At 48.1% G+C, this 16,674-nt stretch carries 9 protein-coding genes; all 9 read right to left on the minus strand.

Annotation, left to right across the window (positions count from 1 at the left end; all coding sequences use genetic code 11):
- Nucleotide 1 precedes the first annotated feature (1 nt).
- Entirely contained in the window at nt 2-1,234 is a 1,233-nt protein-coding gene (locus Q0R52_RS13860) for a class I SAM-dependent methyltransferase (RefSeq protein ID WP_295795267.1), read from the minus strand.
- A gap of 340 nt (nt 1,235-1,574) precedes the next feature.
- Nucleotides 1,575-3,782, minus strand: a complete 2,208-nt coding sequence (locus tag Q0R52_RS13865) for a glycosyltransferase (RefSeq protein ID WP_295795268.1) — start codon at nt 3,780-3,782, stop codon at nt 1,575-1,577.
- A 35-nt stretch (nt 3,783-3,817) separates the two neighbouring features.
- Nucleotides 3,818-4,801 (minus strand): hypothetical protein, encoded by a 984-nt coding sequence (locus Q0R52_RS13870; protein ID WP_295795270.1) that lies wholly within the window; start codon nt 4,799-4,801, stop codon nt 3,818-3,820.
- A 35-nt stretch (nt 4,802-4,836) separates the two neighbouring features.
- Nucleotides 4,837-8,316 carry a DUF6519 domain-containing protein gene (locus Q0R52_RS13875; RefSeq protein WP_295795272.1) on the minus strand — a complete coding sequence of 1,160 codons (3,480 nt, stop codon included), beginning with the start codon at nt 8,314-8,316 and terminating at the stop codon, nt 4,837-4,839.
- Between the two features lie 26 nt (nt 8,317-8,342).
- Nucleotides 8,343-10,508, minus strand: a complete 2,166-nt coding sequence (locus tag Q0R52_RS13880) for a hypothetical protein (protein ID WP_295795274.1) — start codon at nt 10,506-10,508, stop codon at nt 8,343-8,345.
- A complete protein-coding gene (locus Q0R52_RS13885) occupies nt 10,505-13,180 on the minus strand; it encodes a hypothetical protein (protein ID WP_295795276.1) in 2,676 nt (891 codons plus the stop codon). The genes Q0R52_RS13880 and Q0R52_RS13885 overlap by 4 nt, the downstream gene beginning before the upstream one ends.
- Nucleotides 13,177-15,762, minus strand: a complete 2,586-nt coding sequence (locus Q0R52_RS13890) for a putative baseplate assembly protein (RefSeq protein ID WP_295795278.1) — start codon at nt 15,760-15,762, stop codon at nt 13,177-13,179. The genes Q0R52_RS13885 and Q0R52_RS13890 overlap by 4 nt, the downstream gene beginning before the upstream one ends.
- Nucleotides 15,763-15,773: 11 nt before the next feature.
- On the minus strand, nt 15,774-16,124 hold the full coding sequence (locus Q0R52_RS13895) for a GPW/gp25 family protein (RefSeq protein ID WP_295795280.1): 351 nt from the start codon (nt 16,122-16,124) through the stop codon (nt 15,774-15,776).
- A gap of 100 nt (nt 16,125-16,224) precedes the next feature.
- Nucleotides 16,225-16,545, minus strand: coding sequence for a DUF4280 domain-containing protein (locus tag Q0R52_RS13900; protein ID WP_252789832.1), 321 nt, complete (start codon nt 16,543-16,545; stop codon nt 16,225-16,227).
- Between the last annotated feature and the right edge of the window lie 129 nt (nt 16,546-16,674).

Genomic DNA, 16,674 nt, shown 5'->3' on the forward strand with positions numbered 1-16,674 from the left:
TCTAATTTTGATTATTCCAGTAAGCATGGTTGCAGAAATCTACATTTTTACAATACAGCGAGAGCACTTTTGGCTGATCCCGATACGAGCCTATCCAGAATTCGCAGCCCAGTCGTTTGTTATTAAAAGCATCCCATAGCTGGAAGCGCGGGTTGTCATAATACTGCCTGAAGTCAGCAAGTTTTCTGATGTGCCGGGTTGAAGCATACCAAAAATTGCCGCAAAAGTGCGGCACGGGCTGCATCTCGCGCCAGTTAACACCGATGATATCGTATTCAGGCAATTGCGCCACGCATATTTCCCAGTTGTCAACCAATTCGCGCATCATCAGGCGGCGCCATTTAGCCTTAGTGGAATCGCCCGGATTGCTCACTCCTTTGCTGTGCAGGTACAATACAAAGCCCTCGTTTTTACGGGCAAAATCCTCAATGGCCAGCATAGCGGGCCTCTCAAAATTGGTGAATTCAGTATCATGGAAAATAACATTTATATCCATGTCAAGCTCACCGGCTTTAAAGTATACCCATAGCAAGTCATCATCGTTGCCCAATAATGTGAGGTTAATATCGTTAAAGCCGTTCGATCGCAACTGCTGCATTGCTTCAGTGAACACCTGTTTCCAGTTATGCATGCAAGCCACGTGAAAAAACACTTTTACAAAAGCCCGCATGTATTGAGCAACAGATACCTTGTAGGCCTGCAGCAGCGGGAAATGGTCTTCATAAGTCAGTTTTTCCGGCAGTTGCAGTGATTTTGGGTGTTGCTTTTGCGAGGTATCTATAATGGCGCAGCCCCAGTCCATGTCGACCAGGGTGCATTTATATTCAAGGGTATTAAAAAACCGAAGCGCAGCTTTCCAAACCGTACCATTCCAGTTCTCACCTTCGCTAAATTCAGTCGCCTCGCGCTGGTGCCAGGCATCGGGCGGGTCGCAATCGTGAATAACAATTACCCCGCCCGGTGAAACGCAGGCCAGTGCATTATTTATTTCTTTAAGCACCTGCTCCTCCTCGTGGTCGCCATCGATAAAAATGATATCAAATTTCTCGTTGTTACGGTGAAAGAAATTATCAGGACTACCATGGAAAGTTGCGCCGGGATAAGGCCCCACGCCTACCTTATAATCGCAGCAAATTTTATCAAAATGAAAGTGCCGCTCTTTAAAGCCAATTTCCAGGTATTTGCGGCCCTTGCGCAGGCTTAAAAGCTGGTTAATTAACTGTGTTTTGTTCATAAAAATAATTGTATAGCGCTTTCGTAGAATGTGCGCGCCTTATTGCAAGAAATTATTATTCATTTGTTTCAAGCGCCGTCGGCACGACCCTTATTGTAGCCCCGGATTTCAATCCGGGGTAGGGCAACGAACCAAAATAGGAGTGCCATTGGCACGGCCCATATTTGGGAAAAACATGGGTTAACGATTCGTTCAAAAATTCGAGCATTAAACATATGCACCGAACCTACGGTTCTCTATTCGGTTTTGTTTTATTTTCCACGGGTTAAAACCCGTGGCTACAATATTAGCCGAGGCTACGCCTCTTGTTTTGTTCCAAAATGTTCGGAACCGTACAAAATCACGCAGATTGTTTTTCAAGTATATTTTTTTGTAAAATCACCAGGCTGTCAACCGTATTGATTTTACTGTACGTTCCGGTTGCCAGCAGTTCGCCAACAAACTTTTTAACGCCGGGAAAGTAGTCGGCATAGTCGTGAAAAGCCACATACCCGCCGGGGACTACCCACTGCGAGAAGTGGCCGAAATCCATGGAGACATTCTTATAGTCGTGTAAGCCGTCTATCAGCAAAAATGTTACCGGCTGCTCCCATTCTACGTTGTACGATTTATCTACAATGACATTTACCGTATCAGATACCCTGGCGTTTTCAATATTATTTTTAAACATCGATAGTGATGGCGGGAAAATGTTTAGGCCGGCATCTTCTGCTCCCAGTTTACCGTCGTGGGTATCAATGGCATTTACCTTTGCATTTAAATTGAATGTTTTAACCACGCTGGCCAAAAGCACCGTTGCCTTGCCATGATAGCTGCCTATTTCAACAATATGATTTGTGCTTTCGCTCTCTTTACAGGCTTTAAGGGCAATCCCCATCAGCATATTGGCCTCCGCATCGCTCAACCAGCCCTCTATTTTTCGAATTTTGCTGATAAACGCTTCCGGGGGTTGTGACTTAGGTACCATGTTGTGTGCAACATAAATGTCACCGTTTCCAGCTGTATAGCTTTGGCCCTGTTCCCTTAGTAAAGTGCGGATTTGGTTATTGTATTTGCGTTCAACCGGGTGTACCCAGTAGATATCATTTTTTTGCTGCGCGATTTTGATATCCTCAGTTGTTACCGGTGTTTTAAAACGCACAAAATCATAGCTACAGGGGTTGTTTATCACTTCGTACCCCAGCATACTAACCATGGTGGGTAAAATAACCTCTTCGGTTGCCCATATTTTCGTACGGCCCATTATGTGCTGCAAAAGCTCATTTTCTTTAAACTGCCATGTTAAATCGCGTACGGCATCCGCCATAAAAACCGACGATGGCCAAAAAGTCCAGTGTACAAATTTGCTTTCCCCGTCCTGGAAACTATTTATTAAAGGCTTCCATAGTTCATACTCGTTATAGGCCTGTATAGCAACGCGGTTCACAGTATTGTCGGCCAAAACCCGTTCGCTATTACTCGACAGCATGCCGATGCTTGTAGATGATGCCAACGATTTTGCTAAAAACGAAGCATAGCCGCCTCGCACTGCCAGCTGATCAGAGTCGACTATTGTAAAGGTGTCAAACTCAAAATTTGCCAGTGCAAACTCCATGCATTTAAGGGCGAAGTTGTGCAGGTAACCCCACTTAAGCGGAACGGCATTTGGATAAATAACCGCGCCAAATTTCTCAAACAGAAAATCGCTTTTAAGCAAACTATAGTTTGTTCCGCCGTTATATAATATTATCGGTGAAACCGGATCATGATAACGAAGGTTTTTTACAAGATCAATTACACATTCAATCTCTTCATGGACCAGGCAGGCATAAATATTTTTTAACGGCTTCACCGCATGGGCCCGCTTTGGCTGTTCAGCCAAATACCAAAAAGGTTTTTGTGGAAGGTAAAGGTTACCGTTTTGATAATATTCCCAATCATCGCACAGGGTTTCGCGTATTTTATCTACCTGGTATGGGTGCCACCACGCGCCTTCCGTTTTTTTAGGGCTAACGTTGCGGTCGTGAATCATATGTACCGCAATGGATGAATCGGGCAACACACAAACTTTATCGGGTGTTGTGCTCCAAACAAAAAGACCATCCATGCCCACGTTGATATCGGCAAACCGGTGCAACAGCCAGAATTTCTTCTTATAACACAACGAACTGCCAATCAGCCAAACACGCTGGTCGTCAGGGTAAATATACTCGTGGGCGCGGCTAAGGCGCACATCGTAATACAACAATCGGTTAATACCGCAAACCTGTATTTTGGGGTTTTGCAAGGCTTCCACCTGGTACTCCAGGCGGCGATCGGCATACCAGTCGTCATCGTCCCAGTTGGCAATAATTTCACCACGGGCAAGTTCACAAGCCATGTTAAGCTTGGCGCCCAGGGTAATTTTACTGTGTAACCGGATATAGCGGATATTCTCCGCTTCGGGTATAAGGTCGTCAACGGGGCTTTCCCCGTCGTCAATAATAATTAGTTCTTTAGGTTGATAGGCCTGCCTCAGGAAATACCGGATTGCATGAGGTAGAAATTCCCTCCGGTTGTAGGTAGGCATTATGCAGGATACAAGTGGTAATTTTGTTTCCAGGGTTACTTGTTGAATTTGGCATTAAACATTTCTTTAATTGACGCCTGCTCTTTGCGTACAGCCTCGAGCTGTGCGGTCAGGTCGGCAATATGCTTGTCCTTCGCGGCTGCATCGTTTTGGGTAGTGGTTAGTTGTTCCTGCAGCTTCGCTATGTCGGCAGAATGGTCTATAGTTGCGGATGAGGCCGGAGGTGCCGCAGAAGCAGCTGAAGCGGGTGGCGTTGCAGTGGTATCAGTTACCACTGAATAATATTTTACCACACCATTTTCCTGGTAAAGTTTAACAGATTCTCCCGGACCCAGCACAGGTTTAATGCCACTTACCGATTGCAATAAGTCTTTATTCAAACCAGGATTGTAATCTACAACCTGGTACGGAATATTCTGATCGGTAAGAGTTTGCCCGGCTGCCGCCACATTCGTATTAACCACGCTGTTGGCCGGTACCGATACCTTCAATGGAGTAAGGTTGATTTTTGATATCGCACTCATAACTGAGTCACCCAAAACGCCAAAAGAGGTACCCGCCTGGCTTTTTACCTGGGTCAATACCCCCGTAAAGTCCGATTGTGTTAAAAACACGGCTGCTTTCCTCATTTGTAAAGTATTCACGCGGTCTTTTCCTATTGGCTGTACGGCTTCACGGCGTATTTTAATGGTAACATCCTCCTGTGTGCTGCCATTCCATACCACGTAATCAGCAGTACTGGTTAGCAGTGTTTTACCATCCACATCATACACATTAAAAAAAAGATCAGGCGTTAGGCCACGGGCCAGGTTAGGGTCGGTCAGCGCCATATTGAACCTGCCATTTTCATCGGTTTTAGCTGTCCCAAGTATACCCTGGTCCAATACATCGCCCGCGATTATAGTTGCGCCGTTTGCAGCGTTTTCCAGGGCAGTAACTAAAAGGCCTGCCATCCCGGTTTTTTCTACGCTATCAACCACCTGCCCGGTTACTGTTATATTGCTTATGTTAGTATCCATCTTTTCTATTGTTTAAATTTAAATCAATAATCAGGTCAAATTTTATTTTTGATAGTCATACAACAAAATTGGGTAAGCGCTTCCTTCATGGCCGGTAATATTGGCACGGTCGAAAGCCAATGCCCTACCGTACGGAAGGTTTTTACATACTTGCGCTTGCGGAAATTGCATATCTTGAATACCTTGTTTGTATCAATATGCACCACGCCCAGGTAAACTTTATCATCAGGGCCGCATGTTGGGCAATCAATCAGGAATTGGTCGCAGAAGGCATCCTTCAGGAATTCAAGCAAATGGGTAAATATCTGCGTGTACGCTTCATCCATGCCTTTTTTATAATTCGCAATATCCGCAGGCGGATAATTGGTGAAGTCAGGCGGATTGGAAAGGCTGTAAACCTTTTCAAAATCAATCAAAGTAATTGTATTACCTATTGAATTTAAAACGTATCCCCTGCTGTTATCGGCACTTACAGCCACAACGCTCGGGAATATCTGAACCGGGATACTTGCTTTGTCAAACTTAATATCACCGCCGTTCCTAAGACTGTCAAGTGGCACTCTCGGCATCCAACTGTTATCGCTGTACAATACCAGCATTTGGTCGTTAAAACCGGCTAGGCGCATCGTGTCACTTGGCTGAGGAATGGTCTGATTCGGGTCAGCGGGAAACATACTGATAGTAAACGCACCGTTGTTCTCCGTCATTAAACTCCCCATCACCCTTATATTGGGCACCGCAGGGGTACCTGTACCTGTTATGTACAAGGTGTTTCTATAAAAAATAATATCATCGCTATTTTCGGTCCCTGTAAAAGGAATCGATGGGCCATTTTCACTATTCTTAGTAGGGAAATAAATAAATAGCTGTACTGCAACAAAATCAAAGGTTGTATTAACATTTCCATACGTAAATGCAAATAAGAGCCCTTCGCCATTAACATTTATGGCAAAGGAGCCTGTTGCATTCAACGGGTTAAGAGATATCATCTTTGTAGAGAAATTTGAAGTCCCAATCCCCGATATTTCGAAAATGCCTGTACCAACAACAGAACCATAGAGCACGCCCGGGCTTATGCCGAGTTTCTTTGCCTCATCGGCAGTTACTGGTGCAAACGCTATGCGTCCGTATAATGCATTGGTAACCGGCTTGCTTTCACTCCATTTATCAGTGGCAACATCAAGGGTGGCGAAATAGCTGTCTTTATTTAGCGTTCCAACAGCCACCATCTGCTTGCCGTCGGGCGACATGGCAATATCAACCAGCACAATATGCGAATCGCCGGGGAAGACCAGCAACTTCACCAGCTCCCCTGCTTTCAGGTCGTATTTACTGATAGTATTGTTTGCAACCGATGAGGTGTATGCAAATTTCCCATCCGGAGTAAGCTGCATGCGCCCGTGGAAATTATATGGCCCGCCATAGATGGTTTTCAGGCCGGGATCGATCTTGTAATCCGGAAAATCGGCGTCACCATCAAATTCACCGCAAAAAGTATCGCTGCCGAGTAATTTCCGCAGATCGTTAAACAAACACCATAATAACATATCGTCGTTATTGGCATTGGCACAGTTTTGCTGGTTGCGCGTGCCCTCAACGCCCGACAGGAACGAGAAAGTACCCGTATCGGCATTTATAAACTGAAACAAAAGGTTTATTACCGCACTTAAGCGACGCTGACCAATGGGCACTGGCACAACACGGTCTACCGGCCCAATCTGGATTTGCAAAAACGTTAGTACCTTACCAATCGAATCATCAAAAAAGTCCTTCAGTAAAGATCCTTCAAGTATTTCTTCCCAAATAGTTTTCTCTACATATTTTTCAACCGATATAACAGGCTGGCCTGCTACCAGGCTAAGGCTAAGCGCTACATCGCCCGTGCCCGTGTTATCGAGCAAATTGTTGTTGATAGCGTTCTGAACAACAGCATATGGCAGCCCGACGCTACCATTCACTTTTATAACGTTGCCGCTGCAATCGAGCGCGTAACCACTCTGAACGGTAACAAACTGGCGGTTATAGCCGCATACTACTTTAAGGCCACACACTACGCCGTAGCCGTGCAAAAACTTATTATGGTCGCGAATTTCGTTGGCGGCGCACAGCAAGTCGATTGCCTCCTGCACGTTATCTGCGCCGGACAAATTGCAAACAGTATCGTCGAACTGGATATCGCTGGCGGTAAGCTCCGTTAGCGCCGGGAATGGTTTGCGGCAATCGCTAATAATGACAGTACCATTTTGCACCTGGATTAAGGCAAGACGGCAATAGTGGTGATGCGTGCCTACCGGGTGCTGCGGCTCGGGGCTTGCACCGGGCGACGAATATGGCGGCCACTCGATGTCGCCGGTAGCTGTGCGGGCGGGTATCAGCCAGTAGTCGCCGGCGTTGTAGGTTCCGGCACTAAAGTTTACCTGGATACCGTCTTCCAGTTCAATCCATCCGCCGCCCGACATGTCCAGTCCGTTTGCGGTGGCTGACGTTGTCTGGTCCCAGCGGCGTAATTTCAAGCCCGATTTGCCGCTGTACTGGGCAACCGAAGTATTCACAGTTATCGTCAATTCACCGGGGTCAACCAGTTGTATATTCACCAAAGGATTGGGGGTGCTTTGTAAAGTCGACTCATCGTCAACAATCTCTACCCATTGTCCCAACCCAAAACCCAGCTCTTTGTCTTTACCAAGATCTGCTACGGTAATTATGCTATTATCTATATTTTGGATTAATGTTTCAACCGTAGCGTTGTCCCTCGACCATTTAAATGTTGCAGACGCCAGCGGACCGCCTTTTTGTACCTCAACGCGGTACAACTGGTTCTCCAGCCTGCGGTAACCCGATGATGGCGGCAACTGGCAGGGATTTTGGCCCGGAACGGTAATTGTTTTAGCGTTCAATTTGCCGGTGGCTTTGGCAGTTAGCTTGTCCCATTCAGTAAACGACGTTTTACAATCCGGGTTTATTGCCGATGGCGGTGTTACCTGCAATAATTTCACCTGCCATACATTTTGCATGCGGGTGGTGGTATCGGCCTCACCAAGGGCAACTTCGTGGATGTGCGGGTCGTCGTGAAAATTTATCTCGCGCTGCCAGGCATCCAGGTAAGCTATGTAGTCTCCGTCTTTAAGGCCGGCGAACGGCGGGCTTGCCGGGCTTTCGGGCGGGCTTTCGCCGAGGTTAAAGAACGAACCATCGGGAGCCGGGTAAAAAGACTGGTTAAAATAAGTGGCGCCGGTTGCCTTGTGCAGGTCGAATAAAAGGCCATCTACATAAATGCGGCCCGGCGAAATAGTAAGGTCGTTACCGCCGGCGGTAACCCCTATTGCGAAACCGCCGCCCTTTTTGGGTACACCCGATGAGCCTATTACATCGCGGGTTGTTACCCGGGCTATTTCCTGCTGAATCTCCCATTGCTCGTTCCAATCGGCATCAAGTTGCACGCGGCCCTGCTGCATAAGCACACCGCTATAGTTTTTTTCGCGGTTAAACGTTTTCCGTGAATAATCTCCAGCCATAATATGTGTAGTTTATTGTGATTTGATTATGAACCATAAAAAATGCCCGCTTCCATACTGAAGCGGAGATATTCATCAAGCCTTGCGCGCAAGTTTGATACGCGCTGCGGCTGGTATAAGCTGTGAAAAGCGCCCATTTCGGCACCGTCATCGGCACCTTCTTTTATTTCGCAGGGGCATATTGCGTGTAACTGGCAATAGCCCGGGTCGCCATAGTTTAATGAAGTAAACAGGGGCTGAACGCGGACCTTGTCGCCGGCTGTAGCAGGCTGACAATTATAAGGCTTGGGAATAATAGAGCCCGGCGGGAAGTACGAAAACCGCGCACAGCCCTGTTGCAGCCGCTCGGCCAAAACCGCAGCCGGCCAGGTATCATTTTTTAACAAGGCAGCGAAAAATATACTGTCAGATGCATTCATTATAATAGTATACACTTTGCCGATAACCGTTGTATTGGTTACCGTAAGTGAAGCGCCTGCGTCCTGTCCTGACAAATCGGAAAATGCTACTTCAGTTTTGCCAATGGCATCAACAATGCTGTTTGTTATCGTGATGTTTGCACCATCTACCGACCGTATACGGCCAACAATGCTTTTATCAACCTGCACATTCAATCCCGGCAATTCAACAACCAGGCGGGGAATGGATGGGGCTGCTGTTACGGTACCTATTGCAGGCGTTGCGCCCGGCACAAGCGTACAATGCTGTATTTGAAAACCTGATAATTTATTAGGCTGATTACTGCTATCAGTTAATGGTACGTGCAGATACCCGCCGCTTATCAGCAAACCGTTTAGTATAAAGTCGGAAGAATCTCCCCCGATAATCTCTATGCCACCGCTTGCAACCAAAATCGGACGGCATTCATCAGCTGCCCGTAGTTCTATCTTTTTATTCCGGGGCACTTTTATTACCGGGGTTTCAAAGTAATAATCGTTGTACTCCACTTCAACCACGCCTCCCGAAACTGATAGTGCATCAATAGCCTGTTGTATCGTTGGCTTGTCGGTGGGTACCCTGAGTAATGGCAGCAGACCGGTAGTAAATGTATCCTGCCGCCCATATTCGCCGCCACCCATGTTGGCGGTAAAGCCATAGTGATAACTCACTTTTACCGGCTGCAATGGCACCGATGCAAACGCCACCCTGCCCAAAACCGGGTCGATGGCTGTTTTGGTGGCGGGCATATTGTACCAGCCTATTACGTTGCCGTTGATATCTTTTTCATCGCCAAGGTCGCAAATTGAAATTGTAGCCGGGTCGACAATATTGTTACCCACCTGCACCGAAAGGCTAAGCCCTTTACCGTAATAGGTGGCCATTTCTTTATGCAAAATCCGGCGTGCCAGGGGTATAGGCACGTTAACCGGTTTTGCTAAATGGGTGATTGTTTCTTCTGCTTCGGGCAGGTTGTACAAAGCGGCATCTTTGCCAAGTGCATCAAATTGGTAACGCAGGCTGTCGATTTTGTAAGGGGTTGCCAGCGTCAACGGGTGGCTGCCAATCCTCCAAAGAAATATGCCCAGGTTCGGAATATTGTATTTACCGCGTTTACGCTCAATGCGCCTTACATCTGCAGTATGCGGAATGGTATCAAATGGTGTATTTATGTAGAGTAGTGATTTCCAGTCTCGCAGGTTGGCAATAGCCACGTTTGATGGACGCAGATGGTTCATGTATTGCGTAGTGGCCAACAACAGGAAGTATTCAACCACGCTGGCATTCCATTCGGTAACATCACGGGCAAGCTGTTCAACTACCGACGCTGTCCCCTTACGCCTGCGGTAACCGATAGTGTTGGCAACGACAGGTCGCTGGCTAAATTCAGCATCCGAAATGGACAATAAACCGCGTGTACCTATCAGGTCGCCGATGTAAGGGACAACCCATTCGGCGCAGGTTTCTATAAATTGGTCGTCGTATAATTGCTCCAGGTTTTCGTCCAGCACATCCAACTGCCCGGCAATTACAGCAAGCAAAGCTTTTAACGGCCCGCGTTGCTGCTCATCAATCTCCCGGCGGATATCTGCTGCCTGCTGACCATATTGGTCGGCAAGGCCGTTTAACTGTATTTGCAGCTCACCGATATACTTCGCAACACTTTTGTTTACCGTGTTTTTCCCTGTCTCTATATCGCGCAGGCGATAGATGGATGGAAGCAGTTCGTATAGTTTTTCCAGGTTAAAGCTCATGACGGGATTACATTAAATTTTAAAGAACCGGCATCGATAGTTAATAATTCGGCAGGTGATGCCGAGTTTGCACCCGGTATGGGCACGTTGGCATCAAGCCGCTGCTGAACCGGTGTGGCCACCGGGTCGGAAGAAAGCCTGAATGCAGTCAAGTCAGCAGCCACAACACCTTTAATATCCTGTATAACCGCAACTACCTCGCTATACGCCACCGACTGTCCAAAGCTGCGTTTACTGAATGAGAAATTATCCAGCAGGGCCGCTTCCACATCTGCTATTACATCAGTTGGCAAGAATATTGGGTCTAAAATCAGGCTACCTTCTATCACAAAAAATTTGGGCTGAAAGGAAACGACAGTTAGCGGAACATCCGGATCGCCGACGTTCCATATAGCAGATTTAAGATTTTTAGTACCGTTGGAATCAATCAATGCGCCATTTACACCTGCCACGGTTAAAAAAACGCAGCGTTTTTGCGCGCTCCAGGTCCAGGTCGCCAGCGCTTTGCCGATACCTGCAAACGCCCGTGAAAAATCTTCATAGTCTTTAAGCGATACCACCCGGTCCAGCGTCATTATAGGCAGTGTGGCATTTCCCCGGGCGTCCTTAATAGTTTCGGGGTCGGCGGCGCCATTGGCGGCAATCGGGTTGTTTACCGATTTTACCCCGGCCGGCGCGTTCAGCATTTGCGTTAACTGGTTGGCGCCAACCAGGCCGTCCAGCCCTATCCCTTTGCGGTATGTCGCCTTTATATTGCTTATCCCCGATGGCAGGCGCGATCCGGTAATGCCATCACCAAATATTACAGTGGTGTTGCCGGCGTCGTCCATGCGGGTTATGTAAATCTTTTCATCAGGGCCGTGCAAGTAAAAATAAGGCGCCTCTTTCCACAATAAGTCATTAACCCTTATTTCGAGCGTGGTAGTAACACCGTTTGCACTTTCCGAGCTGGTATAGGTTAAAGGCGGCTGTTTTAAGGTGAATTGCTGGAACACCTGGGTAGCATCGCCGCTGCCCAGCGTTTCCAAAACCGATTCGCCGTGCGTTGCGGCAGCCACGTTTGCGTTTATGGTTACCGAGTTAATGGTATATGAATACGCTAATGAATTAACAAAAACCAGTTTGGTCAAGCCCTGCTCAATGGTTACTTTTTTTAGGGTGATCAGTTCGCTGGCAACAGTGCCGGGTAGGTCGTCCCTGTTACCCGCCAATATTGCGTTTTGACCGATGCTTAATTCGGGCAGGAAGCTACCGAGGGTAACATGGTTGCCTGCAATGGCATCCGTTATTGGCACATCGGCCAAAGTAAGCTGTTCGCTTTGGGCATAAACTGTAATCTGGCGGATAACATTGATAAGGACCGGGCTGTTTGAGTCCGGCGTCCACCACTGAAGGGCGCTGGCAAGTGTTAAGGCTGTAGTCTTGGCACTTAAACCATAATCACTTCGCGAGGCAACATTTGCTTGCTTAACCTGGGCCAAAGCAGCCGATTCAATTGCATTGCCAGGTTGTTGTACAGCGATGAAGCTTCCGGGCAATATTTTGTCGTAAGCGGTATCTAAATAGATGGTGCTTGTCGTTTCTTTAAGTTCCCACTCCTGCCACAGGCTTGGCACCTTCGGGTGATTTCCATCATACGTAACCTGTAACGGCGCGTTGTAGCCAAATATGAAAGCCCGCTGGCGCATTACAAAAACCTGTGTATCGTTAGCCGATGGTTGTGATAAAACATTCGCTATTCCCAGTGCCAAATCATTCATCGACCATTTTTGCATACCCACCACGGTGAGCAGGTCTTCGGCTGTCCAGATTGACGCTATAATTTGTTTTATAACCGCTTCGGTAAGGGCAGTATTTGCCGGAAAGGTGTTTATCTTGCCAATCCCGACGCTGGTTGCTGCAATAGTTCCTACATCGCTGCCCGCAGGCGATTGTGCCGCCAGGGTAACCAGCGTGGTATTTGCCTTGGGGTCGGCTATTGCTGATAGTACTTTTCTTATTTTACTTGCCGCGCTGCTTTTTATTAACAGGGTGTCGCCAGGGTTTAGCACGGTTGCTATGCCGCTTAAAAGTATGGTATTACTGTCGGTGCCGAGGACTTGTTTCCTGGTGAGCTGCGGCATTATGGCGTTCCATTCCACGCGGGCTTCAATACCTTCAACGGTTTCAAACGTTTGCGCCTGCTCACCCGGGGCGGGTACGCTTTGCACCTTTGTGCCGGTGTTAACCTGCACTACCGGCATCCGGGCGATAGCTGCCTGGCCGGGCACCGGTAACGATGAATTAATGATGAAACTCAGATAAGTTCCTGCTGCCAGGCCCGGCTGAAATTCATAACCAATCAGCCTTGCCAGTTCCAGTACCGACATCCTTTCAGTAGCAGTTTTCAGGTACGATTCATTGGCGATCCTTTCCTGGTAAAAGGTAAGTATATCGGCCACCATTGCCCATGCATCCAGCAGTGCAACACTAAAATCGTCGTTGTTGCGGGTTGTTAAAGGATAAAGCGCCGGCTGTTTGGAGGTAGACAATTGGGCCAGCATGCTTTCTTTAAACAAGGGCTGGGTGCCCACGCGGTAAGCTACTGCGTTCAGTCCGGGTCGGTTAGTTACCACACCCGGGGTTTCGGTTGTCAGCCCTTCGCAACAATTGCAGGTATTTGAATTACTCATTTTCCACCGTTCATAGTCAGTTTAAAAATACCCCGGTCGGGGAAGTTAGGGTCGTTATCCAGGCGTGCAATTTCAAGCCTGTTCAGCTCCAGCTTGCCATCGGGTATACCGTTGCTGGTAACATCGTCCTGCCGCCTGAAGGTTGTAATCTGTACAAAGTCAACGCCCGGTACATCCTGCGCGGCAGCGTATAGCGGGCTCAGGTATACCGTTTGCCCGAATGAAAAATTATCAGGAAAAAATACGCCGGTTTTTCCATTTGAGAGCTTGCGGTTACTGAACAAGTTCAGCAAGGCGGCTTTAACATCATTGGCAAAATAGCCGGCGGTAACACAAACCGTCATATTTATTTCGAGCGATACATACACCGGCCCGTCAACATCCAAATCCATACCCGCCATGCGGTAAGGCTCCAGGCTGCTCAGCAAACCGGTTTTAAAATCGTCGTCCACTTTTAATACAGGCGTTGGGTCAACACTCACAAAGGCTGTCCGCCAGCTGCCGGTCCACCTGAAGGTGCAAACGGCTTCCTGTATGTTGGGGTTAGCTTTTTCTGCGAAACTGGCGTAGTCGTCAGCAGTGACGGCGCGCTCCTGGGTGCGGAAAGCTTGCGGAGCGTTTTGCCTGGCCTGCTCAATGCTCTCCGGTTCAATACCGCCTTGTGCAGGCATTGGATTAGCTACAGCATGTACGTGGGTTAAAACAGCCGTATCACGGGTGACCAGGTAAGCCAACGAGTTTGCCCCAACATTACCCATGGCACCATTACCTATGCGGTAATTTGCTACAAACTCGCTGCCGGCTATTGGCCGCATCCCCTGCAAATCGTTACCAAAACGCAGGAAGGTTGAACCGTCTGATTCCACTTCGGCCACAAAACCAGGTGTATCGCCATTGATGTATAAAAGATCGCGTAATGGGTGCCAGGTAACACCACCGTGTACAGCCGGATCATATTGGGTAAGGGTGATGGCGGGTATAACATCTTTAAGTGCCCACTGCATACATGCGGTAGCAGATGTAACGACAGCCTCCACATCGAATGGTGCAGCCTGGGTTAAAGGCCCCCTTGCCAATTGTGGCCGAAAACGCGGCGGCGTATGTACCACCACCGACTCCTCACAGTGGCTGCCACATGAACCGGCCAATGAATCGAGCGCGGGGTTTGCTTGTGGCACCATCGATGGTATCAGCGAACTTGTATTTGTGTCGGTTATGGTTAGGCCATAATCGGTTAGCACAATGTTGCCAAGCACTACACTGGTGTTATTATATGAATTGGTGCCGTTGCGCGATGATATGCATAAAGGCGCAGGCAATGCATCGGCATTGCTCCAGGTTATTTCGGTAACTGGCAGTCCGGGATCGGCCGGTGAGGCAATGTTGCCGTAAAGCGGGTCGTGCGACAGAGTTACCGATGTTAAACAAACTGCATAGCTGTGCGACGGGTCGGCATCTTCGGCGGCGCCGGTTTGTGGCCCGGCTATTTCTTTCAAAATAACAACCTGCCCGGCTTTAAGGTTCGGGAAGCTTCCATTAAGCGTTGCACTTGTTGCTCCCTTTGGCAGGCAGCATTCCGAATCGCCCCAGGTATAAAACTCAATTTGATTGTGATCAGTGTATAAGGTAACATCCTGCATCAACTCAAAAACCTGTGCGCCCGCATTTATTGCGGACTGGTATTCCTGCGAGTCAGGATTAAACACCGAAGTATCGTTTGGTAAAGTTTTAACGCGCGAAAGGATGCTGGTAGTAAAGCCGTTATTCTGCCGGTTTAGCTGTAATCCAAAAACATTGTCACCAACCTGCACCTGTACCCAAGCCCGCGCATTGCAGCCATCGCTCATAAAGTAATCTACCAATCGCACATGTCGTCTTACCGATACGCGCCTGCGGGCTGTACCCAGATAGGCTTCGGTTGCTATTGCGTCTTGTTTGTAGCTCAGGTAATCACCTGTATAGGCTAACAATTCAACCAATGCAACACCAAGGTCAGCAGGATGCCTTTCGGTCCAGCCGGGTAATAACAGGGCCATCCTGTCGAGCATCAGTTGCCGGAAACTCGCATAGTCTTTAGCCAGGTAATTAATGGACGGCACAGCCGGCTGCTCTTCTTCGCAATCGCAACCGGGCTTGCAGTCAAAATCACTGGTGCATAGTACTTTGAAAGAGAAATCGACAGCAGCCAATACCGGATCGAAACCTGGTGGCGGTAACAAGTGTTCCGCATCCTGCACCAGTTTTAAAGTATAGGTTGAAAAGTCCCCGGCTGCGTTAACTTTTACGGCAATTATATTTTTGCTGTAATCGCCCGGTGGCGAGAACGGCGTATCGGCAGGCGATACAAAAGTAACTTCGGTAACTTTAACGTGTTGTACGCGGTCGCCGCCGGTAATTATTATGTTTTTAACCTCAAGGCTTCCGGCAGCAACAGGCTTCAGGAAGTGAACAAATAACGTAGTCTGCCGCTTGTCAAACGGATCGGCAGGGTTATCCAGCACTTCCAGGAAATCGATACCGTTTAGGTAAGGATGCGCCTTTACAGCGTCGCGGCGGGAATTGTTACAGCATGAATAATTCACAATTTTATTTGTTAACTTGAGAATTGTGTGATAAAACTCTGTTGGGTACTGCGCACGGTATATGCCACAGTTACCGATATGGTCGAATCCTGGTTTTCAACGCTTACATCGCTCACGGCTATCAGGTCGCCCAGCCATTGCTGCAAAGCGCCTTGTACCATAAATTGCGTGGTTGCAGCCAGTTCGCTGCTGTTAGGTTGAAAAACAAGCTGCATTAAATTAGTGCCGAAGGTTGGCCGGTTAACCCTTTCGCCAGGTATAGTGAACAATACCTGTTCAATCAGCTCGCGGATATGGCTGTTATCGTCGGTTACGGCTGTGTGGCCGCTGTTATCGAACTGGAAAGGATATTTTATGTTCATGTTGTTTGAGTTAGAATCAGGATGTTAGAACCAAGAGTCAAGAGCCAAGAAATCAAGGTGGACAGTTCGACTGCTACTCACCTCTACCTACTCACACCCATTATGTGGCTATCACCCTCACCTGCGTTTGCACTATCATCAACGGTGTTCCGTTTGGAACACATATGGCCTGGCTATCCAGCAATAATACCGGCATCCCCATAACCAGCACCCTTACCGATGCGGTTACCCATTGGGCGGTAACACAGGGCACCGGGGCGCCGGCCACTACAAAGGGGCAACCTGCTACAACATATGGCGCCGGCTGTGTAGTCACCGGCATCCCGGTCACCATTACCCTTGGGGCCGGCGTGGTTGGTTGTGCCTGTCCGCCGTGCGCGCAGAGTACTGTAGCTCCCTGGTGTAAAATTGGTCCCGGCATCAGCAGTTATTTGTATTAGTCATAATTTAATGTTTTGCACCTCGCCCCGCCATCTCCAAAGGAGAGGGTCCAATGGAAGGCGAAGCAGAAGTCCTCTCGGTTGGAGAGAATTTTGGTGGGGTAAAACGC

It is taken from the genome of Mucilaginibacter sp. (assembly GCF_025359345.1).
In the GTDB taxonomy this organism is placed as follows: Bacteria; Bacteroidota; Bacteroidia; order Sphingobacteriales; family Sphingobacteriaceae; genus Mucilaginibacter.